The organism is Mangrovibacter phragmitis, assembly GCF_040429585.1.
GTDB classification, from domain to species: Bacteria; Pseudomonadota; Gammaproteobacteria; order Enterobacterales; family Enterobacteriaceae; genus Mangrovibacter; species Mangrovibacter phragmitis.
The window spans coordinates 3,839,474-3,860,992 of the sequence record NZ_CP134782.1 but is presented as its reverse complement, the minus strand read 5'-3'; the positions used below and the strand labels follow the sequence as shown (position 1 = coordinate 3,860,992).

18 protein-coding genes are annotated in these 21,519 nt (G+C 49.0%); 10 read left to right on the top strand and 8 right to left on the bottom strand.

What is annotated here, in order from left to right; translation table 11 throughout:
- The first annotated feature begins 44 nt into the window (after positions 1–44).
- Complete coding sequence (gene tldD, locus MPHASIOC01_RS18740) at positions 45–1,490, top strand: metalloprotease TldD (protein WP_064600682.1); 1,446 nt, start codon at positions 45–47, stop codon at positions 1,488–1,490.
- Positions 1,491–1,557: 67 nt separating this feature from the next.
- On the opposite strand, the gene aaeR is transcribed toward tldD, so the two are convergent.
- Entirely contained in the window at positions 1,558–2,490 is a 933-nt protein-coding gene (gene aaeR, locus MPHASIOC01_RS18735; protein WP_064600681.1) for an HTH-type transcriptional activator AaeR, read from the bottom strand.
- Positions 2,491–2,669: 179 nt separating this feature from the next.
- On the opposite strand from aaeR, the gene aaeX reads away from it, so the two are divergent.
- The 3 genes from aaeX to aaeB are packed head-to-tail and all read left to right on the top strand — an operon-like array spanning position 2,670 to position 5,789.
- The gene (aaeX, locus tag MPHASIOC01_RS18730; RefSeq protein ID WP_036104992.1) at positions 2,670–2,873 is read left to right on the top strand and encodes a p-hydroxybenzoic acid efflux pump operon protein AaeX; all 204 of its coding nucleotides are present in this window, start codon (positions 2,670–2,672) and stop codon (positions 2,871–2,873) included.
- A gap of 7 nt (positions 2,874–2,880) precedes the next feature.
- Positions 2,881–3,813 (top strand): p-hydroxybenzoic acid efflux pump subunit AaeA, encoded by a 933-nt coding sequence (gene aaeA / locus MPHASIOC01_RS18725; protein ID WP_064600680.1) that lies wholly within the window; start codon positions 2,881–2,883, stop codon positions 3,811–3,813.
- Between the two features lie 5 nt (positions 3,814–3,818).
- On the top strand, positions 3,819–5,789 hold the full coding sequence (gene aaeB / locus MPHASIOC01_RS18720) for a p-hydroxybenzoic acid efflux pump subunit AaeB (RefSeq protein ID WP_064600679.1): 1,971 nt from the start codon (positions 3,819–3,821) through the stop codon (positions 5,787–5,789).
- A gap of 81 nt (positions 5,790–5,870) precedes the next feature.
- Here the strand turns inward: aaeB and yhcN are convergent, their stop codons facing one another.
- Complete coding sequence (gene yhcN / locus MPHASIOC01_RS18715; protein WP_064600678.1) at positions 5,871–6,134, bottom strand: peroxide/acid stress response protein YhcN; 264 nt, start codon at positions 6,132–6,134, stop codon at positions 5,871–5,873.
- Between the two features lie 370 nt (positions 6,135–6,504).
- Positions 6,505–6,975 carry a transcriptional regulator ArgR gene (gene argR, locus MPHASIOC01_RS18710; protein ID WP_064600675.1) on the bottom strand — a complete coding sequence of 157 codons (471 nt, stop codon included), beginning with the start codon at positions 6,973–6,975 and terminating at the stop codon, positions 6,505–6,507.
- Between the two features lie 409 nt (positions 6,976–7,384).
- Here argR and mdh point away from each other — a divergent pair, with 409 nt between their 5' ends.
- The gene (gene mdh / locus MPHASIOC01_RS18705) at positions 7,385–8,323 is read left to right on the top strand and encodes a malate dehydrogenase (protein ID WP_064600673.1); all 939 of its coding nucleotides are present in this window, start codon (positions 7,385–7,387) and stop codon (positions 8,321–8,323) included.
- Between the two features lie 41 nt (positions 8,324–8,364).
- Here the strand turns inward: mdh and degS are convergent, their stop codons facing one another.
- From degS to zapG, 3 genes are all read right to left on the bottom strand, one after another.
- The gene (gene degS / locus MPHASIOC01_RS18700; protein WP_353613065.1) at positions 8,365–9,432 is read right to left on the bottom strand and encodes an outer membrane-stress sensor serine endopeptidase DegS; all 1,068 of its coding nucleotides are present in this window, start codon (positions 9,430–9,432) and stop codon (positions 8,365–8,367) included.
- 91 nt (positions 9,433–9,523) lie between these two features.
- Positions 9,524–10,891 carry a serine endoprotease DegQ gene (degQ, locus tag MPHASIOC01_RS18695; RefSeq protein ID WP_064600669.1) on the bottom strand — a complete coding sequence of 456 codons (1,368 nt, stop codon included), beginning with the start codon at positions 10,889–10,891 and terminating at the stop codon, positions 9,524–9,526.
- Between the two features lie 149 nt (positions 10,892–11,040).
- Positions 11,041–11,442 (bottom strand): Z-ring associated protein ZapG, encoded by a 402-nt coding sequence (gene zapG, locus MPHASIOC01_RS18690; protein ID WP_064600666.1) that lies wholly within the window; start codon positions 11,440–11,442, stop codon positions 11,041–11,043.
- Between the two features lie 213 nt (positions 11,443–11,655).
- Here zapG and zapE point away from each other — a divergent pair, with 213 nt between their 5' ends.
- The 5 genes from zapE (at position 11,656) to sspB (ending at position 15,316) form a co-directional block, all read left to right on the top strand.
- Positions 11,656–12,786 (top strand): cell division protein ZapE, encoded by a 1,131-nt coding sequence (zapE, locus tag MPHASIOC01_RS18685; RefSeq protein WP_353613064.1) that lies wholly within the window; start codon positions 11,656–11,658, stop codon positions 12,784–12,786.
- Positions 12,787–13,014: 228 nt separating this feature from the next.
- The gene (gene rplM, locus MPHASIOC01_RS18680) at positions 13,015–13,443 is read left to right on the top strand and encodes a 50S ribosomal protein L13 (RefSeq protein WP_036104968.1); all 429 of its coding nucleotides are present in this window, start codon (positions 13,015–13,017) and stop codon (positions 13,441–13,443) included.
- A 15-nt stretch (positions 13,444–13,458) separates the two neighbouring features.
- Positions 13,459–13,851 carry a 30S ribosomal protein S9 gene (gene rpsI / locus MPHASIOC01_RS18675; protein WP_000829818.1) on the top strand — a complete coding sequence of 131 codons (393 nt, stop codon included), beginning with the start codon at positions 13,459–13,461 and terminating at the stop codon, positions 13,849–13,851.
- A gap of 314 nt (positions 13,852–14,165) precedes the next feature.
- Complete coding sequence (gene sspA, locus MPHASIOC01_RS18670; protein WP_064600662.1) at positions 14,166–14,807, top strand: stringent starvation protein SspA; 642 nt, start codon at positions 14,166–14,168, stop codon at positions 14,805–14,807.
- A 5-nt stretch (positions 14,808–14,812) separates the two neighbouring features.
- Positions 14,813–15,316 carry a ClpXP protease specificity-enhancing factor gene (sspB, locus tag MPHASIOC01_RS18665; protein WP_064600660.1) on the top strand — a complete coding sequence of 168 codons (504 nt, stop codon included), beginning with the start codon at positions 14,813–14,815 and terminating at the stop codon, positions 15,314–15,316.
- 150 nt (positions 15,317–15,466) lie between these two features.
- On the opposite strand, the gene MPHASIOC01_RS18660 is transcribed toward sspB, so the two are convergent.
- Together MPHASIOC01_RS18660 and gltB are read right to left on the bottom strand one after the other, a co-directional pair.
- Positions 15,467–16,885: a glutamate synthase small subunit gene (locus MPHASIOC01_RS18660; protein ID WP_064600658.1), complete on the bottom strand. Its 1,419-nt coding sequence runs from the start codon at positions 16,883–16,885 to the stop codon at positions 15,467–15,469.
- 11 nt (positions 16,886–16,896) lie between these two features.
- Positions 16,897–21,357 carry a glutamate synthase large subunit gene (gene gltB, locus MPHASIOC01_RS18655; protein WP_353613063.1) on the bottom strand — a complete coding sequence of 1,487 codons (4,461 nt, stop codon included), beginning with the start codon at positions 21,355–21,357 and terminating at the stop codon, positions 16,897–16,899.
- Positions 21,358–21,519: the final 162 nt, after the last annotated feature.

The following is a 21,519-nucleotide window of genomic DNA, read 5'->3' as shown; positions in this document are numbered from 1 at the left end:
ATTTCACCACCAGTCAGGTGGTCAGCATAAGAGTAATGAGTACGATGAGTCTGAATCTGGTAACCGAGCAGTTATTGTCCGCGAATGGATTAAGTCATCAAGACTTGTTTTCTGTCCTGGGTCAATTATCACAGCGTCGTCTTGATTATGGCGATCTCTACTTCCAGTCCAGCTATCACGAATCCTGGGTTCTGGAAGACCGTATTATTAAGGATGGTTCCTGGAATATTGACCAGGGCGTTGGTATTCGTGCCATCAGCGGTGAAAAAACTGGGTTTGCATATGCAGATCAAATAAGCCTTGAAGCATTGCAACAAAGTGCGCAAGCCGCGCGCAGCATCGTACAGGAGCAGGGAGAAGGGCAAACCAAAGCGTTTAGTGCCATAGCCACACCTGCTCGTTATATGCAGCTCGACCCTCTGCAGAGCATGAGCCGCGAAGAAAAACTGGATATTTTACGCCGTGTGGACAACGTGGCACGTTCTGCTGATAACCGTGTTAAAGAAGTGAATGCCAGTCTGACGGGGGTGTACGAGTTGATCCTGGTTGCCGCCACTGATGGTACTCTGGCAGCCGATGTACGGCCATTGGTCCGGTTATCAGTCAGTGTGCAGGTTGAAGAAGATGGCAAACGTGAGCGCGGCTCCAGTGGTGGCGGTGGCCGGTTTGATTATGCCTGGTTCCTTGAAGAAGAAGAAGGTACTGCCAGAGCTGATGCCTGGGCGCATGAGGCTGTTCGTATGGCGCTGGTCAACTTGTCTGCTGTGGCAGCTCCCGCAGGCACACTACCCGTGGTGTTAGGTTCCGGATGGCCGGGTGTGTTGTTGCATGAAGCTGTCGGGCATGGCCTGGAAGGTGATTTTAACCGCCGTGGGACTTCTGTATTCAGTGGTCAGATGGGCAAACTGGTGGCGTCTGAATTATGTACGGTCGTTGATGATGGCACGCTGGCAAATCGCCGTGGTTCTGTTGCCATTGATGATGAAGGAGTGCCTGGGCAGTACAACGTATTGATTGAAAACGGCGTACTCAAAGGGTTTATGCAGGATAAAATGAATGCCCGCCTGATGGACATGTCTCCAACGGGTAATGGCCGGCGTGAATCTTATGCTCACTTACCGATGCCACGTATGACAAATACCTATATGCTGGCAGGCAAATCCACGCCAGAAGACATTATTGCATCGGTTGAGTATGGCCTGTATGCCCCGAATTTTGGCGGTGGTCAGGTTGATATTACCTCCGGGAAATTCGTCTTCTCCACTTCAGAAGCCTATTTGATTGAGAAAGGGAAAGTGACGAAACCGGTGAAAGGCGCAACGCTTATCGGTTCTGGGATCGAAACGATGCAGCAGATCTCAATGGTTGGTAATGATCTGCGTTTGGATAACGGCGTCGGTGTCTGCGGTAAAGAAGGGCAGAGTGTACCTGTTGGTGTGGGGCAGCCCACACTTAAGGTGGATAACCTTACCGTTGGCGGAACGGCCTGATTCTGACACAGGCCGATAAATGTAGTCGTCGACATGTAAGCCGCCGCTTTAACTGGCGGCTTATTTTTTACCTCAGGTCTGTATGGCGGCCATGCATTTCCTGGTAAGTCTCTGCTACGTTCACAAAGTACTCCATCAGCCAGTTAATACAGACTTGTACTTTCAGGGGCAATTTATCTTTTTGGGTATATAACGCATAGACTGGTCGAGGATCTGACTGGTAGCGGGGCAGTAAGACTTCCAGATCACCTTGTTTTATTTCATCCAGAACCCACATAAGTGGCACATAAGCAATTCCTGCACCTTCACTCAGCCAACGCGTGAGAGTCATTGGATCATTGGTGACAAAACGCCCCTGAGGTGTCATACGGGTGGTAATTCCCTCGGGTGCGATTAGCTCAAATTCATTATCCGGGCGAACACTGTATTCCAGCCAGGAGTGGTTACTCAGGTCGGCGGGTTTTTCCGGTACACCGTGCTGATTGAGGTATTTCTTTGCGGCACAGATAACCATTGGCATTGCCCCCAGGCGGCGGGAAAACAGGCTGGAATCGCTCAATGCTCCAACCCGAATAACCACGTCAAGCCCATCGGCAATCAAGTCTGGTGCCGGGATACCTGTCACCAGATTAACAGACAAACCCGGGTACTCTTTCAGCATATTGGCTGTCATGACAGCCAGAATATTGTGTGCCATTGTAGAGGAACAACCAATACGCAGCGTCCCTATCGGCGTGTTATTGAAGGCATAAAGTTGTTCGTGCACTTCCCGCGCTTCGTGCAACATGCGGCGGCAGCCCTGGTAATAAATTTTCCCTGCTTCGGTCAGACCAATACTGCGGGTACTACGGTTAAGCAGCTTTACCTGCAGTTCATTTTCCAGTTTGGCAATAGTCTGGCTGATCGATGAGACACTCATTTGTAATTGTCTTGCCGCCGCGGTGAAACTACCCAGTTCAACTACTTTGGCAAAGACTGACATCCGTTTAAGTCGTTCCATTATTCACTCTGGCTTAAAAGTGATTTAGATCACAGATTATAGATAACAGCATAACAGTTACGTTAATATATTATTATTAAATTGAGCACTTCGTAGTTCCTGCCTGCAAATTCTTGATGTGGCTTCGAGGTGTTAACTACATCAATGGTATCGCCTGCTCCGTTCATATCAGGACAAAAATGACTTTATTTCCGGTTATTGTAGTATTCGGCCTTTCATTTCCGCCGATTTTTTTCGAGTTGCTATTATCGCTGGCACTATTTTGGGGGCTGCGTAGAGTACTGGTTCCTACTGGTATCTATGATTTTGTCTGGCACCCGGCATTGTTCAATACCGCCTTGTATTGCTGTCTATTCTGGTTAATAACCCGCCTGTTTGTTTGAGGTAGAAGTGAAAACACTAACAAAAAATCTGACCCGCACGGCAATCACCGTGGTGTTGGTTATTCTGGCCTTTATTGCTGTATTCCGGGTTTGGTCGTTTTATACCGAGTCGCCCTGGACACGAGATGCCCGCTTTAGTGCTGATATTGTGGCTATTGCACCGGATGTTTCCGGTTTGATTGAACATGTTGATGTTCATGATAACCAACTGGTGAAAAAGGGCCAGGTGCTGTTCGTGATTGATCAACCGCGTTATAAAGAAGCACTGGCAGAGGCTGAGGCGGATGTTGCGTACTACCAGGCTCAAGTAGAAGAGAAACGTCGTGAAGCCGCTCGTCGTAACCGCCTGGGGGTGGGTGCCGTGGCAAAAGAGCAAATCGACCAGGCGAACAACAGCCTGCAGACTATGGAACATCAGCTGGCTAAAGCCCGTGCAACAAGAGATGTGGCAAAACTCGACCTTGCGCGAACTGTTGTTTATGCGCCAGCAGATGGCTGGGTAACCAACTTGAATGTCTATGCCGGTGAGTTCATTACGCGTGGTTCTACCTCTGTAGCCCTGGTGAAAGAAAATTCGTTCTATGTTGTGGCTTACATGGAAGAAACCAAACTGGATGGTGTCCGGCCGGGATACCGTGTTGAGATCACCCCGCTGGGAAGTAATCAGGTATTACATGGTTCGGTAAACAGTATTGCTGCCGGGGTGACAAATGCCAGCAGTAGCCAGGATGCGAAAGGCATGGCGAGTGTCGATTCCAACCTCGAGTGGGTTCGTCTTGCACAAAGGGTACCTGTGCGTATTCAACTGGATAAGCAGTATGGCAATTTGTTTCCGGCAGGCACTACGGCAACGGTTGTTGTTACTGGCAAACATGACCGGAATACTGAGAACATGTCTTTTATCAGTAAGTTTTTCCGCCGTTTTCGTGAGTTTGGTTAATTATCATGGGCTTTTTCTCCATCTCCCAGATTCATTTGCGTTTTGCTTTCAAGCTCGCTACAGCCATTGTGCTGGCGCTGTTTGTGGGGTTTCATTTTCAGCTTGAAACACCTCGCTGGGCTGTATTGACTGCAGCCCTTGTTGCAGCAGGCCCAGCTTTTGCAGCAGGTGGAGAGCCATACTCCGGGGCTATTCGCTACCGGGGGATGCTACGTATTATCGGAACATTTATTGGTTGTTTTGCTGCGCTGGCTATTATCATTTTATTGATTCGGGCCCCGTTACTCATGTTGATAGTCTGTTGTATATGGGCGGGGTTTTGTACCTGGGTTTCTTCTCTGGTGCGTGTCGAAAATTCATATGCATGGGGGCTTTCCGGTTATACCGCACTGATCATTGTAATTACTATTCAAAAAGCACCATTGTTGACCCCGCAATTTGCCGTGGAGCGCTGCAGTGAAATTGTCATTGGGATAATGTGCGCAATAGTTGCTGACCTGCTATTTTCACCTCGCTCCGTTAAACAAGAAATTGATAAAGAGCTGGAGGAGATAGTTGTTGACCATTATCGGTTGATGCAACTGTGCATCGCGCACAGTTCCCGCGAAGAGGTTGATAAAGCCTGGAGTGATTTGCTGAGGCGCACCAATGCATTAAATGGGATGAGAAGTAATTTAAAAATGGAATCATCTCGTTGGGATAAAGCCACTCGCCGTTTGAATGTTATCCACTCGTTGTCGTTAACCATGATAACTCAGGCAGCCGAAACCTTTCTGATTCAGAATACCCGTCCTGAGGCAGTGCCTTCTGAGTTCCGTTACTTGTTTGAATTGCCTGTCGATTCAGCTGCTGATGTACACCGCAGGTTGAAACTCATGCGCCGTGTTATTTCAATCAGTGGTGATGATACACCGGTAACTATTTATACTTGGGTGGGCTCTGCAACACGCTTTTTACTGCTAAAACGCGGCGTCAACGCAAATACCAAAATCAGCGCAGTTGAAGAGGAAGTACTCAATGGGGAGCCGGTTGTTAAGCCGGTATCAGCTGAGCGCCATCACGCGATGATTAATTTCTGGCGTACGTCGGTGTCCTGTATTCTGGGAACACTGTTCTGGTTGTGGACGGGCTGGACATCCGGCAGTGGCGCAATGGTCATGATAGCTGTTGTCACTTCATTAGCAATGCGTTTACCTAACCCACGGATGGTTTGTCTTGATTTTGTTTATGGCATGCTTATGGCATTACCACTCGGCGCACTCTATTTCCTGTTTATTATCCCCTCGACACAGCAGAGTATGCTGTTGCTGTGCCTGAGCCTGGCCATTCTTGGGTTCTTTATTGGTATTCAGGTACAAAAGCGTATGTTGGGTTCAATGGCAACGCTGGCCGGGACTATCAATATTATTGTGCTGGATAATCCCATGAAGTTTGATTTTAATTTCTTCCTGGACAATGCGCTGGGGCAGTTGGTGGGTGTGGTGCTGGCCATGATCGTGATTTCTGTTATTCGGGATAATTCGCGTGAGCAAACCGGGCAGAATATTTTAAATCAACTGATGTCAGCAGCAGTGTCATCGCTCACCACCAATGTAGTACGTCGTAAGGAAAACCATTTACCTGCGTTGTACCAGCAACTGTTCCTGCTGTTGAATAAATTTCCGGGAGATATAGCCCGTTTTCGGCTGGCACTTAACTTGATTATCGCCCATCAGCGCCTGCGTGATGCCCCGGTTCCCGTGAATGATGAGCTGTCAGCTTTTCATCGGCAATTACGGCGAACGGCAGACCGTATTACATCGTCATCAAATAACTTCCGGCGGCGTGAATCCTTCCAAAGGTTGCTGCGTGAGTTAGCTATTTACCAGCAAAAACTGGAAAAGTGGGATGCTCCACTTAGTGTTACGGAACCAGTGCGCCGCCTGACAGAAATGTTGAATAAGTATCAGCATGCGCTAACAGAAAGTTACTCATAAAGGCATAACAACAACCCGGCATTATGCCGGGTTGTTGTTATAAACGACGAGAAGTGGGGCACCATGCCCCTGCATCATAGCTTATTTATATAATTCTGCAGTTGCATGCCAGCTATCACCTGAACGCGCCTCTATAACATGGTAAGCGGAAGCTCCTTGTTCAGCGGCTTTCTTATTTAGCATCTGGTGCATATCCATAGGTGAACTGGCTATGCCATCAACGCTGATTGTTCCTATAGGCTGGCGTGATTCAGCTTGCTCATCATTGAGTTGCGTTGCGGCAAAAGCGCCAAATGACAACATGGAAAGCAGGCTGGCTGTAGTGAGAGTTTTTGTCATGTTCATATCAGGTACCTCTGTTATCTGTTTTGTCTTGCTCATTATTCGTGAGCAGTGTCACAAAAAACAGTATAGTAGGGCCACGAAAAAAAGATAACAGACTAATCATTTCATAATGAACATTTATTGTATAAGAAAATCTTTTTAGATTGTTGAGTCATAAAAATGGATTGGGAAGCGAATGTTTTTAGCTAAAGGTTATGTAAATCAATCGGATATAAATATTTAACCATTGATGCGGTTTAGTGCATGAGAACAGTCTGGTGGACAACGCACAAAATACAAAATAGTGGCAGGAAATTCCCAGGTAGTGATGCATGAGGTTCGACAGGTTTACGCGCCTTTGGCACGGGTACGGCAGCGTAAACCCATGTACTTACAGCTCTTGCTCGAACAGTACCAGAATCGCGTCGTAAAGTTCTTTTACCGTGAAGTTACTGGCTGGTGTTGTGAAAATCGTGTCGTCACCCGCAATGGTGCCCAGGATCCCTTCTGCTTTACCAAGAGAATCGAGCAGGCGGGCAATGAGTTGCGCAGCTCCGGGGCTGGTGTGAATAACTACCACAGCATCGTTGTAGTCGATATCCAGTACCAAATTCTTGAGTGGACTGGAGGTGGTTGGTACCCCAAGTTCTGCCGGTAAACAGTAGACCATTTCCATTTTTGCATTACGTGTTCGCACAGCGCCGAACTTAGTCAGCATACGGGAAACTTTCGACTGGTTGATATTTTCAAAGCCTTGCTCCTGGAGAGCCTGAACGATCTCTCCCTGAGAGCTAAATTTCTCTTCTTTAAGAAGCGCCTTGAAAGCTTTCACTAATTCTTCTTGTTTAGCAGAGGCTCGCATAATTTACCTTCATTCAGGCCAATAAGTGGCATCATTATGCAATTAATTGAATTTTTATGCAAATGCATCCTGGCGGCTGAATTAAATTGATGAAAGCCGCGGATTCTATCAAAAAATGTTATCCAGAAATATACCTGCATCACGTCTTAAAAATGCGCTATAAGGTAAAGTAAATGTTATCAAAATGATGTTGTTTTGATTCATTCAGTACAAGTTAAGAAAACAGTATTGAAGTGCCTGTTTAGGAAGTGACTTACTGTCCACCCCAGAAAAGTATACGGAGTAAACAAAACACCGTAATACTTAGTAAACTGGTGGCGTGAAGATTGTATTTACTTCATCTCTGGATTATGGTCGCAACCCCTATGGAGTTAAGGCACTTATTGCTAACCATAATAAGGAGTTTAGGATGAAAGTTGCAGTCCTCGGCGCGGCAGGTGGTATCGGCCAGGCGCTAGCCCTTCTGCTTAAGACCCAACTGCCTTCTGGTTCAGAGCTGACTTTGTATGATATTGCTCCGGTAACCCCGGGGGTGGCAGTTGATTTAAGCCATATTCCTACCGATGTGAAAATCACAGGTTTTGCTGGTGAGGATGCAACGCCCGCTCTGGAAGGCGCTGATATTGTATTAATTTCCGCGGGTGTTGCCCGGAAACCCGGCATGGATCGTTCCGATCTGTTCAATGTGAATGCCGGGATTGTGAAAAACTTAGTTCAGCAAATAGCGAAAACATGCCCAACAGCATGTATTGGCGTTATTACTAACCCGGTTAACACTACGGTTGCAATTGCGGCTGAGGTGCTTAAGAAAGCAGGTGTGTATAACAAAGATAAGCTATTTGGTGTGAGTACACTGGATATTATTCGTTCTAATACATTTGTTGCTGAACTCAAGGGTAAAAACGCGGCGGATGTGAATGTTCCGGTTATTGGTGGTCATTCAGGTGTGACCATTCTTCCGTTACTTTCCCATGTTCCTGACGTCAGCTTTACTGATGATGAAGTTTCGGCACTGACAACCCGCATTCAGAATGCAGGTACTGAGGTGGTTGAAGCTAAGGCGGGTGGTGGTTCTGCAACTCTCTCTATGGGTCTTGCTGCTGCGCGTTTCTGTCTGTCACTAGTACGGGCAATGAAAGGTGAAGCAGGAGTTGTTGAATGTGCCTATGTAGAAGGTGATGGCGAATATGCCCGCTTCTTCGCTCAGCCATTGCTGCTTGGCAAAAATGGCATTGTAGAGCGTCAGTCCCCGGGGGTTTTGAGTGCTTTTGAAAAACAAGCGCTGGAAGGGTTAATCGATACGCTGAAGAAAGATATTGAACTGGGTGTGGATTTTGTAAACCGCTAACGCAACTACATGGGCCGGCTCCCGGCCCATGTTTGTTTCTGTCAATTCGTTGCCGGGTATTCCTGGACTGTCACCATCAACGTCATTTTCTGTTCATTACGCATAATTTCAACGGGTATAACTGATCCTGGACGGATTTCAGCCACTTGATCCATGGTCTCCAGTGCTGAAATCGCAGGTTTATGGTTTACCGATAAAATCACATCGTTGATTTGAATACCTGCTTTTGCCGCAGGCCCATCTGGTGCCACATCATTAACGACTATACCCTGTATCTGGTCCAGCCCGGATGTTGCGGCTGTATGCATGGGCATCACTTCTCGCCCGGTGATACCTATATAGCCGCGAATGACCCGCCCATCACGAATTAGCTTATCCATGATGCGGGTTGCCAGGCGAGTAGGAATGGCAAATCCCAGGCCTTCAGGTGTCTCGCCGTCATTACTTTTATCAAATGAGAGCGTATTGATCCCCATTAGTTCACCCAGTGAATTAACCAGAGCGCCACCCGAGTTACCATGGTTAATCGATGCGTCGGTTTGCAGAAAGTTTTGCCTGCCACTTGGGTTAAGGCCGATTCGCCCGGTCGCACTAATGATACCCTGAGTAATGGTCTGCCCCAGGTTATAAGGGTTACCTATTGCCAGAACAACATCACCAATATGTGGCACCCTGTGTGGGTTGATGGGAATAACAGGCAGATTTGTTGCGTTAATTTTTAGTACAGCCAAATCAGTCAGGCTATCAGAACCTACTAATAGTGCCTCGAAAACCCGACCATCCTGTAAGGCAACGATGATTTGGTCAGCGTTATTAATAACGTGCTTATTGGTAAGGATATACCCTCTGGCATCCATTATGACCCCGGAACCCAGGGTGCGGATTTCCAACTGGTGATGTGTATTGCCATTACTACTACGGTTGTAAACGTTAACCACTGCTGGTGCCGCCCGGCGTACAGCCTGGTTATAACTAACCGGAGATTCATCTGCACTGGTGAACTGACTCACCGATGCAGGCACCATTGTGCGCAGCGAAGGCACGGTGAACACCAGAATGCCACCGACAAATAAACCAATTAGTGCTGACCGCAATAGCTTCAGAATCATGGATGTATATTGTGATTAATTGAGTAAACAGGATGGGAGCATATCATGAGTTTACCAGCCACCGCATTGCGGAGGCTGGTAATTATGTTACTTAGCGCAAAAGCAGATAAAGATTGGTATCACCACGTAAGATATTCAACGCAATAACCGATGGTTTATTTTCCATTACCTTACGCATCTCAGCAATGGAATGCACACGCTCACGGTTAACACCGACGATTAAATCATCTTTATTCAATCCGGCTTTTGCGGCAGCACTACCTTTGTCAACGGCATCAATATGCACACCTTTAGTTCCGTCTTTCAGGTGTCCATCACTGAGTGTTGCACCCTGTAATGCTGGTGATATTAACTCAGCACTGGCTGACGATGCTGTGCTCTTATCGAGTACGACCTCAACTGAAAGTGCTTTTCCTGCCCGTAACAACCCCAGTTTTACTTTGGTTCCTGGCTCTGTTGTGGCAATTTTTGCACGGAGCTCGGCAAAACTGCTGAGCTGTTTACCGTTCAGGCTGGTTATTACATCGCCCGCTTTGATTCCCGCTTTCGCTGAACCAGAACCTGGTAGTACTTCGTTTACGAACGCACCGCGCTGGACATTCAGGTTGAAGGCTTTAGCCAAATCAGCATTCAATTCGGTTCCTCTGATACCCAGTAACCCGCGCTGAATTTCCCCGGAGTGAATCAGTTGGGTTGCAAGCTTTATAGCCATGTTGCCCGGAATAGCGAAACCAATACCGATGCTGCCGCCGCCTGGAGCAAGAATGGCCGTGTTAATGCCTATCAGTTCCCCCTTCAGGTTTAGTAATGCACCACCCGAATTACCGCGGTTAATAGACGCATCTGTCTGAATGAAGTTTTCCAGACCTTCAATATTCAGCCCACTGCGCCCCAGAGCAGAAATAATGCCGGACGTCACTGTTTGCCCCAACCCGAAAGGGTTACCCACGGCAACGGCAAAATCCCCCACTTGCAGCGCATCGGAGTCAGCAACTTTAATTTGGGTGAGTTTTTCGGGATGCTGAATTTGTACGACTGCTATATCACTTTGCGAATCACTGCCAATCAGTTTGGCATCAAACGTGCGGCCATCGTTTAACTGGACACTGATTTTATCTGCATGCTCAATAACGTGGTTATTGGTAAGCACATAGCCTTTTGCTGCATCAATAATTACACCAGAACCTAAACCTTCGAAAGGCTGGGCTTGCGGGTCTGAACCATCATCACCAAAGAATTTTTTCAGTTCATCGGGCACTTGTGGGCTTTCTACTGCACTGCCTTCCACCTGAATGCTGACAACAGCCGGAAGCACTTTTTCAAGCATTGGCGCAAGGCTTGGAATCGCAGGTTGCCCAGGAATCTGTGAAGGCAAGGCGGCCAGCGAAGCCGCTGGAACAGACAATCCGATGCCAAGCGCTAACGCGACAGCACAAAAAAGTGGAGTTGTTTTTTTCATTAATACAGGCTCCCATTGGCTTGCTTGAAAACAGCTATCCTGAATAGATTGATAATATTGAATATACCTGGAATGAACAACTTGTATAACGTGTAAGCGCAATCACGCAAAAAAATAGGGTGCCGGAGCACCCTGTCATTTACAAATCGTTAGCTGCGTTTTGCTTTTTCGTTGCGCAAAAGCCCTGATGCGCCTTCAGAGTAATCTCGCGGTATTTGCACCGGAGCCTGATCATTATTGGCTTCTGAATCTTCAAGTCGATTGCGGAATGGGTTGGTTTCATCGCTCATTTCCGGTAACAAACTGGAAGAGCTTTTTGCCATGTGTTGATACAACTGGCGGTAATCACGCGCCATGTTATCCAGCAACTCGGCACTTTGGGCAAAATGATTCACCAGTTCTTCCCGGTATTCTTCCAGTTCTGCTTTGTTTTTCTCCAGCTCATACTGTAATGCCTGCTGCTGGCGAAGCTTGCGGTTGCCAAAACGCATCGCGACGGCGCCAATAATGATACCGACGACTAACCCAATTAGCGCGTATTCCCAGGTCATGAACATCTCCCATTTATTGTTTGGTCGTAGGGTTAACTGCGAGGCTTACCTTCTGTTATGTCCGTGCCATCGCTTTATAACTGCCACTATAACCGTTAATTCATGAGAAGTGGAATCCTGCTGGTGTATCGCGTAGTGTAGAACGGCCTTTTTTTAGACAAAAGAGTAATGGCAACTCGTTTATTAGATTGCTAAGGAAGTAAGAATAACACCATGCAAACCCTCTCTCCGGCATCGCGTTACGAAATGGCGCTTCGCGATGGGCAGTTTCAGCCTGACAATGTTCAGCGCGATGCAATTACGCGTCTGGACGCAATTTACCAGGCATTGAGCGCACGGCAGGCGGTGCCTCATTCTGAGCCAAAAGGCCTGGCAGGAAAGATTACCCGATGGTTTAACCGCCAGCCAGTTGCTCCGCAACCTGTAACCGGCCTCTATATGTGGGGCGGCGTAGGGCGTGGGAAAACCTGGCTTATGGATATGTTTTTCCAGAGTATTCCGGGTGAAAGAAAGCTGCGGCTGCATTTCCACCGTTTTATGTTGCGTGTTCACGAAGAACTAACCCGTTTGCAGGGGCACAGCGATCCACTGGAAATTGTGGCTGACAGCTTCAAAGCGCAGGCAGACATACTCTGCTTTGATGAGTTCTTCGTTTCCGATATTACCGATGCGATGTTACTGGGTGGGCTAATGCAGGCTCTGTTTTCCCGGGGGATTACTCTGGTGGCAACATCGAATATTCCGCCAGAGAACCTGTATCATAATGGATTACAGCGCTCGCGTTTTTTGCCCGCTATTGCCGCAATTCAGGCGCACTGCGATGTGATCAATGTGGATGCCGGTGTGGATTATCGTCTGCGTGCGTTAACACAGGCACATCTATGGCTTTCGCCTTGTAATGCTGGCAACCTGGAACGGATGGGGCAATTATTTCAGACACTTTCAGGTTCACCATGGCATGAAGGCCAGGGCGAGGTTCTGGAAGTCAATCATCGTTCACTTGCGACGCTTGGCAGTGCGAATCAGACGCTGGCGGTGACATTCGATACGTTGTGTGTGGATGCCCGCAGCCAGCATGACTATATCGCGCTGTCACATTTGTTTCATACGGTGATGCTGTACAACGTACCGGTGATGGATATACGGGCTGAAAATGCAGCCAGGCGTTTTATTGCACTGGTGGATGAATTTTATGAGCGCCAGGTGAAGCTGGTGGTTCTCGCGCAGGTGCCTTTGTTCGAGATTTATCAGGGGGAACACCTGAAGTTTGAATTCCAGCGCTGCCTTTCCCGGTTACAGGAAATGCAAAGTGAAGCGTATCTGCAGGCTCCGCACCGGCCATAACCTGTGCTGACTGCTGCTGAAAATCAGAAAAAAGGGTCGATCTTTACCAGTGACTTCTCTATAATCTTGCGACCCCACGTTACAACAAAGTTTTTTTCCCGAAACTTTAGAGTGCCGGTGAAAACTATCCGAGGGGGTAGGTTTACTGGACAATGTCGTGTGAACCTCAACTGATTTTAAGCGTTTGGGTGTTCACCAACGTGTAACTATTTATTGGGTAAGCTTTTAATGAAAACTTTTACAGCTAAACCAGAAACCGTAAAACGCGACTGGTATGTTGTCGACGCGACCGGTAAAACCCTGGGCCGTCTGGCTACCGAACTGGCTCGTCGCCTGCGCGGTAAGCATAAAGCGGAATACACTCCGCACGTTGATACTGGTGATTACATCATCGTTCTGAATGCAGATAAAGTTGCTGTTACCGGCAACAAGCGTTCTGACAAAATGTACTACCACCACACCGGCCACATCGGTGGTATCAAAGAAGCGACCTTCGAAGAAATGATTGCCCGCCGTCCTGAGCGTGTGATTGAAATCGCGGTTAAAGGCATGTTGCCGAAAGGCCCGTTGGGCCGTGCTATGTACCGTAAACTGAAAGTTTACGCAGGTAACGAGCACAACCACGCGGCGCAGCAACCGCAAGTTCTGGACATTTAATCGGGATATCAGGCAATGGCTGAAAATCAATACTACGGCACTGGTCGCCGCAAAAGCTCCGCCGCTCGTGTGTTTATCAAACCGGGCAACGGTAAAATCGTTATCAACCAACGTTCTCTGGAACAGTACTTTGGCCGTGAAACTGCTCGCATGGTAGTTCGCCAGCCGCTGGAACTGGTCGACATGGTTGAAAAACTGGATCTGTACATCACCGTTAAAGGTGGTGGTATCTCCGGTCAGGCAGGTGCGATCCGTCACGGTATCACCCGCGCTCTGATGGAGTACGATGAGTCTCTGCGCTCCGAACTGCGTAAAGCTGGCTTCGTCACTCGTGATGCTCGTCAGGTTGAACGTAAGAAAGTGGGTCTGCGCAAAGCACGTCGTCGTCCGCAGTTCTCCAAACGTTAATTGCTCTCTGCTCTGCAGATTGCATTGGCGAAAAACCCGGCCTGGCCGGGTTTTTTTATCTCTGCACAATGCTGTATTTACATGCCAGACAGTGTGTTTTTCTGTTAATTCCCACCACCCTTCACCACAAGTACAACAAAATCTGGTAAACTATCATCCAATTTTATGCCCCAAAGCTGGTATCTGTTTACGTTTTAGCCGGATTGCCTGGCGCAAGTGACTACAACAACAGACTCAGGGCTCCCGTAATCTGGCTGGCTGCTCCGCTGTAGCGGTTAGTGGCAGTAATTTTCTGAATATACTTGGAGGTTTTCATGGCTGTCGCTGCCAACAAACGTTCGGTGATGACGCTGTTTTCCGGTCCTACTGACATCTATAGCCATCAGGTGCGTATTGTCCTGGCGGAAAAAGGTGTAAGTTTCGAAATCGAGAATGTGGAAACGGATGATCTGCCTCAGGATCTGATTGACCTCAACCCGAATCAAAGTGTTCCTACTCTGGTTGATCGCGAACTGACGTTGTGGGAATCCCGTATCATCATGGAATATCTGGATGAGCGTTTCCCGCACCCGCCGTTGATGCCGGTTTATCCGGTCGCTCGTGGCGAAAGCCGTCTGTATATGCATCGTATTGAAAAGGACTGGTATAGCCTGATGAACATCATCATGGCAGGTACGGGTTCGGAAGTGGAAACGGCACGTAAACAGTTGCGTGAAGAACTAATGGCTATTGCGCCTGTCTTCGGTCAGAAGCCTTACTTCCTGAGCGATGAATTCAGTTTGGTAGATTGCTATTTAGCTCCGCTGTTGTGGCGTTTGCCTCTAATGGGCATTGAGATTGCCGGTGCTGGCGCTAAAGAACTTAAAGGTTATATGACCCGTGTCTTTGAGCGTGATGCATTCCTGGCTTCTTTGACGGAAGCAGAGCGTGAAATTCGCCTGCACACCCGGGGCTAATACCAATGGAAATGTCTCAGTTGTCACCTCGCCGTCCATATCTGCTGCGTGCCTTTTATGACTGGTTGCTGGATAACCAGTTGACGCCGCACCTGGTAGTAGATGTGACGCTGCCGGGTGTGAACGTACCCATGGAATATGCCCGGGACGGACAAATTGTGCTCAATATTGCGCCTCGTGCTGTCGGTAACCTGGAGCTGGGTAACGATGAGGTGCAGTTTAATGCCAGGTTTGGTGGTGTTCCTCGTACGGTTTCTGTCCCTGTATCTGCTGTTTTGGCTATCTATGCCCGCGAGAATGGTGCAGGCACGATGTTTGAGCCTGAACCGGCCTACGAGTTGGATGATGAAAGTGCAGTACAAGGGGCTGGGTCTGAGAGTGAATCATCCGATAACACTGTGATGTCAGTGATTGACGGCGATAAACCTGATGCCCCGGAAGAAGGTGATAATCCGGACAACGATCCTCCACCACGGGGTGGCCGCCCGGCATTACGGGTTGTGAAGTAACCACACTGGTTGGTTAATAGTGAAAACCGGGGACGATACCCCGGTTTTTTTACGCCTGTTGTTTTCCCCGCCGAAAATGTAAAAAAAGCCAGTCAGCGTGGACCGACTGGCTTTGACGGATGAGCTAATGCTCATTTGTTGCCGTGTTCGTTACACTTCCAGGAAGTTCATTATGCCATCAGCGGCTTTACGACCTTCTGCAATCGCAGTAACAACCAGGTCGGAACCCCGCACAGCATCACCGCCGGCAAAGATTTTCGGGTTGGTTGTTTGATATGGGTTGTCACTGTTTTCTGGTGCCAGAATACGCCCCTGACTATCCAGCTCAACACTGTGCTTTTCCAGCCATTCCATACGGTGCGGACGGAAACCAAATGCCATAATGACGGCATCTGCCGGAACCACATGTTCAGAGCCTGCAACGATTTCAGCACGACGGCGTCCTTTGGCATCTGGCTCACCCATTTCTGTGCGTACCATCTTCACACCGCACACTTTGCCATTACCATTGACTTCAATACCTAATGGTTGAACATTGAACTGGAATTCAACGCCTTCCTCACGCGCATTTTTAACTTCGCGTTTAGAGCCCGGCATGTTTTCTTCATCGCGGCGATAAGCGCAGGTGACATGAGTGGCGCTCTGGCGAACAGAGGTGCGTACACAGTCCATTGCGGTGTCACCACCACCGAGAACCACTACACGTTTGCTTTGCAGGTTAATGTAAGGTTGCTCAGCGTCTTCCTCAAAGCCCATCAACTTTCTTGTGTTGGCTATCAGGAATGGCAATGCATCAAATACACCTGTGGCATCCTCATTTTCGAGCCCGCCGCGCATAGACTGATAAGTCCCGACGCCCAGGAATACCGCATCATACTCATTCAGCAAATCGTCCATCTGGATATCTTTGCCCACTTCCGTATTCAGACGGAATTCAACGCCCATACCGGTGAAAATCTCCCGACGTGTGCTCATGACTTCTTTGCCCAGTTTGAATGCCGGGATACCAAAAGTGAGCAGTCCACCAATTTCCGGATGACGGTCGAAGACAACGGCTTTCACACCATTACGTGTCAGCACATCGGCACATGCCAGGCCGGCAGGACCGGCACCAATGACAGCAACCCGCTTGCCAGTGGGTTTTACGCCACTCATATCTGGCCGCCACCCCATTTCGATGGCTTTATCATTGATATAGCGTTCAATATTACCGATGGTGACAGCACCAAACTCATCATTCAGCGTGCAGGAGCCTTCACACAGGCGATCCTGCGGGCAAACACGACCACATACCTCCGGGAGGCTGTTGGTCTGATGCGACAACTCAGCTGCTTCAACAATACGCCCTTCATTGGCAAGCTTCAGCCAGTTTGGAATGTAGTTATGTACCGGGCATTTCCATTCACAGTAAGGGTTGCCGCAGGACAGGCAGCGATCTGCCTGTGCTTTAGCTTGGCCTTCTGAGAAGGGTTCATAAATTTCTACAAACTCAATTTTTCGAATCTTGAGCGGCTTTTTCGGCGGATCAACGCGCTGCAGGTCGATAAATTGATAAACGTTTTGACTCATTGTATGACCTCTTACTGCGCCTGCACCCGCAGCTCGGCTGCGGAACGACTACGGTGACCCAATAATGCTTTTACATCACTGGATTTCGGTTTAACCAGAGCAAATTTTGCTGACCATACCGGCCAGTTCGCCAGAATCTCTTCACCACGGTGAGAGCCGGTAAACTGAACATGTTCAGTAATCATGCCACGCAGGTGTTCCTCGTGAATGGCAAGCTCATCAACATTCAGAACTTCAACCAGTTCAGGGTTGACGCGCTTACGGAACTCGCCATCTTCATCAAGAACATACGCGAAGCCCCCCGTCATACCAGCACCAAAGTTCACACCTGTCTTACCAAGAATGCAAACGATCCCGCCAGTCATGTATTCACAGCCATTATCACCAATGCCTTCTACAACAGTGATGGCACCAGAGTTACGGACCGCGAAACGTTCACCGGCACGCCCGGCGGCATACAACCGGCCGCCGGTCGCACCATACAGGCATGTGTTACCGATAATGCTGGCTTCATGGCTACGGTATGCTGAACCCACTGGCGGTCGAATTGAAATTAAGCCGCCAGCCATACCCTTGCCGACATAGTCGTTTGCGTCACCCGTCAGGTGCAGTTCAACACCACCCGCATTCCAGACACCAAAGCTCTGGCCTGCTGTCCCGGTAAAATACGCCACGATAGGGTCTGCCGCCAGGCCCTGGTCGCCATGATGGCTGGCAATATGGCCAGACAACGATGCACCAACAGAACGGTCAGTATTGCGAATATCGAACCAGAAGGTTTTACTCTGCTTGTTTTCGACATAAGGCATCGCCTGGTTAAGCAACTGGGCGTTTAAATCGCCTTTATCAAACGGCGGGTTCTGCTCTGTGCAGTACAGTGCTTTACCTGGCAATGGCTCAGCCGTTTCCAGCAGGCGCGATAAATCCAGTTTTTGCTGTTTGGCAGTAAACCCATCCAGTACGCTGAGCAAGTCTGTACGGCCAATTAAATCAACCAGACGTGTTACACCCAGAGACGCCATGATTTCACGGGTTTCGCGGGCGATGAACTCGAAGTAGTTGGTCACTTTCCACGGTAAACCATGATAGTGATTACGGCGCAGTTTCTCATCCTGAGTCGCAACACCAGTCGCACAGTTGTTGAGGTGGCAAATACGCAGGTATTTACAGCCCAGGGCAACCATAGGACCAGTACCGAAACCAAAACTTTCCGCTCCCAGAATCGCGGCTTTAACGATATCGACACCTGTTTTTAATCCGCCATCAACCTGCAGACGAATTTTGTGACGTAAACCATTTGCGACCAGCGCCTGTTGGGTTTCCACCAGACCTAACTCCCATGGGCAGCCAGCATATTTCACTGAAGAAAGTGGGCTTGCGCCTGTACCACCATCATAACCTGCAATAGTAATCAAGTCGGCATAGGCTTTTGCCACCCCGGTGGCAATCGTACCAACGCCCGGTTCAGACACCAGCTTGACGGAAATCATCGCCTTAGGATTGACCTGTTTCAGGTCAAAAATCAGCTGAGCCAAATCTTCGATAGAATAAATATCATGGTGTGGTGGTGGTGAAATCAATGTCACACCCGGCACTGAGTAACGCAAACGCGCGATATATGGGGTGACTTTATCACCAGGTAATTGCCCACCTTCACCCGGTTTGGCACCTTGCGCTACCTTGATTTGGATAACATCCGCATTTACCAGGTAAGCCGGAGTAACCCCAAAACGGCCAGAGGCAACCTGCTTAATACGGGAAACTTTGTTGGTTCCATAACGCGCCGGGTCTTCGCCACCTTCACCAGAGTTGGAGAACCCCCCCAGGCTGTTCATGGCTTCCGCCAGAGATTCGTGAGCTTCAGGGCTTAGCGCGCCAATGGACATCGCTGCAGTATCAAAGCGTTTGAACAGCTCGGTTGCCGGTTCCACATGCTCAATATTGACAGCGTCACCTTGTGGGGTGATTGACAGCAAATCACGCAACGTGGCAGCAGGGCGCTCATTAACCAGTTTGGCATACTCCTGGTAATCAGAATATTCACCGCTCTGTACTGCCTGTTGCAGTGTACGAACCACATCCGGGTTGTACGCATGGTATTCACCACCATGGACATACTTCAGCAAACCGCCTTGTTCCAGTGGTTTACGTGCCAGCCAGGCTCGCTTGGCCAGGTTAATAAGGTCTTGCTGGAAATCATTGAACCCGGCACCACCAATACGGCTGACCACCCCCTGGAAGCACTCACTGGCGACATCATCATGCAGGCCAACAGCTTCAAACAGTTTTGAACAGCGGTAAGAGGCGATAGTAGAAATGCCCATTTTGGACATTATCTTGTACAGCCCTTTGTTGATCCCGTTACGATAATTAAGCATCGCTGTACGGTAATCTTTCTCCAGCACGCCACCATCAACCAGTTTCGCCAGTGATTCATAGGCCAGATAAGGGTAGATAGCTGTAGCGCCAAAACCTAGCAGGACAGCAAAGTGGTGTGAGTCCCGGGCACTGGCTGTTTCCACAATAATGTTGGCATCACAGCGCAGGCTCTGGTCTACCAGACGAGTCTGGATAGCGCCAACAGCCATTGGTGCAGGAACTGGCAAACGCTCTTTAGAGATATTTCTGTCTGAAAGGACCAGCAAAACGGTTCCTTCGCGAACCATTTTTTCTGCCTGGTCGCACAACGCTTTGATAGTTTCTTCCAGAGAGGCTTTGGCCGGATCAAAGGTAATATCCAGCGTATCTGCACGGTAATGTTCTTCATCCAGCGAAGTCAGTTGCCGGAAATCAGAATAAAGCAGAATCGGTGACTTAAAGCTCAGGCGGTGTGCCTGGCCTTCCGCTTCGCAAAAGACATTCATCTCGCGGCCAATACTGGTCGCCAGTGACATGACATGGGCTTCACGCAGCGGGTCAATTGGTGGGTTGGTCACCTGCGCGAATTGCTGACGGAAATAGTCATAAATAATGCGGGGTTTGCTGGACAGTACGGCAAATGGCGTATCATCACCCATTGAGCCAACCGCTTCCTGGCCATTTTCACCCAACACGCGAATCACCTGATCCAGTTCTTCACTGCTGTAGTTAAATTGTTTCTGATAGCTACCCAGCAAGTCATCGCTTAATTCACGAGCTCCGACCTGGTCATCAGGCAAGTCTTCAAACGGTACCAGGCGGCGCACGTTGCGCTCCATCCACTCTTTATACGGATGGCGGCTTTTCAGGTCATCATCGGTTTCTGCTGAGTGCAGGATACGGCCGATACGCGTATCGATAACCATCAGTTCACCTGGGCCAACACGCCCTTTTTCAACTACTTCGTCGGGCTGATAATCCCAAATACCCACTTCAGAGGCACAGGTGATTAACTTGTCGGTTGTGATGACATAACGCGCCGGGCGCAGACCATTACGGTCAAGGTTACAGGCGGCGAAACGCCCGTCAGACATCACAATCCCCGCCGGGCCATCCCAGGGCTCCATATGCATGGAGTTAAAGTCAAAGAACGCACGCAGTTCAGGATCCATATTCGGGTTGTTCTGCCAGGCAGGTGGAACCAGTAAACGCATGGCACGAATAATGTCCATCCCACCACTTAGCAGCAGTTCCAGCATGTTATCCAGTGAACTGGAGTCCGAACCTGTTTCATTTACGAAGGGAGCGGCATCCTGCAGGTCAGGGATCAGTGGTGTTTTAAATTTGTAAGTACGTGCTTTTGCCCACTGACGGTTGCCTGTAATGGTATTGATTTCACCATTGTGTGCCAGGTAACGGAACGGCTGAGCCAGAGGCCAGCGTGGTACGGTGTTAGTTGAGAAACGTTGGTGGAACAGGCAAATAGCCGATTCCAGACGTAAATCAGCCAGGTCCAGGTAAAAACGCGGCAAATCAGCCGGCATACACAGACCTTTATAAATGTTCACCAGGTTAGACAGGCTGCAAACGTAGAATTCTTTATCGTTGAGCAGGCGCTGTTCAATACGGCGACGGGCAACAAACAGGCGGCGTTCCATATCACGCGGGCGCCAGCCTGCGGGAGCATTAACAAAAATTTGCTCAATACGTGGTAAAGAGGAGAGGGCGATTTCACCGAGTACACCTTCATTGGTCGGCACATCGCGCCAGCCAACAATTGAAAGTGTTTCCCGTTGCAATTCTTCTTCTACTACCTGACGGCTTGCCTGGGCCAGCGTATCGTCCTGGTTAAGGAACAACATGCCAACAGCATAGTTCTTCGCCAAACGCCATCCGCGCTCTTCCGCAACGATGCGGAAGAAGCGATCGGGTTTTTGTAGTAGCAAACCGCAGCCATCGCCGGTTTTACCATCGGCAAGAATTGCACCACGGTGCTGCATCCGGGCCAGTGCGTGGATTGCGGTACGCACTACCTTGTGGCTAGGTTCGCCTTCTATGTGGGCGATCAGGCCGAAACCACAGTTATCCCGTTCGAGGGATTTATCGTACAACATATCAGTGAACCTCCCCAGGCTCTACGGGATTCCCGAGACCGATTGCGTTAAGGCGTAACAGGGGACAGGCGACGGGGTGTGCATACTCAGTATGCGAGCCTCGCATGTCGCCCTCTTATCGACTCGACGTTTTACATCGGTGCACAAGTGTTGAGGACTTGC

Bases quoted from the DNA above. Each gene is read 5' to 3' on its own strand.
- tldD (WP_064600682.1), top strand. From the start codon at position 45: ATGAGTCTGAATCTGGTAACCGAGCAGTTATTGTCCGCGAATGGATTA.
- aaeR (WP_064600681.1), bottom strand. From the start codon at position 2,490: ATGGAACGACTTAAACGGATGTCAGTCTTTGCCAAAGTAGTTGAACTG.
- aaeX (WP_036104992.1), top strand. From the start codon at position 2,670: ATGACTTTATTTCCGGTTATTGTAGTATTCGGCCTTTCATTTCCGCCG.
- aaeB (WP_064600679.1), top strand. From the start codon at position 3,819: ATGGGCTTTTTCTCCATCTCCCAGATTCATTTGCGTTTTGCTTTCAAG.
- yhcN (WP_064600678.1), bottom strand. From the start codon at position 6,134: ATGAACATGACAAAAACTCTCACTACAGCCAGCCTGCTTTCCATGTTG.
- argR (WP_064600675.1), bottom strand. From the start codon at position 6,975: ATGCGAGCCTCTGCTAAACAAGAAGAATTAGTGAAAGCTTTCAAGGCG.
- mdh (WP_064600673.1), top strand. From the start codon at position 7,385: ATGAAAGTTGCAGTCCTCGGCGCGGCAGGTGGTATCGGCCAGGCGCTA.
- degS (WP_353613065.1), bottom strand. From the start codon at position 9,432: ATGATTCTGAAGCTATTGCGGTCAGCACTAATTGGTTTATTTGTCGGT.
- degQ (WP_064600669.1), bottom strand. From the start codon at position 10,891: ATGAAAAAAACAACTCCACTTTTTTGTGCTGTCGCGTTAGCGCTTGGC.
- zapG (WP_064600666.1), bottom strand. From the start codon at position 11,442: ATGACCTGGGAATACGCGCTAATTGGGTTAGTCGTCGGTATCATTATT.
- zapE (WP_353613064.1), top strand. From the start codon at position 11,656: ATGCAAACCCTCTCTCCGGCATCGCGTTACGAAATGGCGCTTCGCGAT.
- rplM (WP_036104968.1), top strand. From the start codon at position 13,015: ATGAAAACTTTTACAGCTAAACCAGAAACCGTAAAACGCGACTGGTAT.
- rpsI (WP_000829818.1), top strand. From the start codon at position 13,459: ATGGCTGAAAATCAATACTACGGCACTGGTCGCCGCAAAAGCTCCGCC.
- sspA (WP_064600662.1), top strand. From the start codon at position 14,166: ATGGCTGTCGCTGCCAACAAACGTTCGGTGATGACGCTGTTTTCCGGT.
- sspB (WP_064600660.1), top strand. From the start codon at position 14,813: ATGGAAATGTCTCAGTTGTCACCTCGCCGTCCATATCTGCTGCGTGCC.
- MPHASIOC01_RS18660 (WP_064600658.1), bottom strand. From the start codon at position 16,885: ATGAGTCAAAACGTTTATCAATTTATCGACCTGCAGCGCGTTGATCCG.
- gltB (WP_353613063.1), bottom strand. From the start codon at position 21,357: ATGTTGTACGATAAATCCCTCGAACGGGATAACTGTGGTTTCGGCCTG.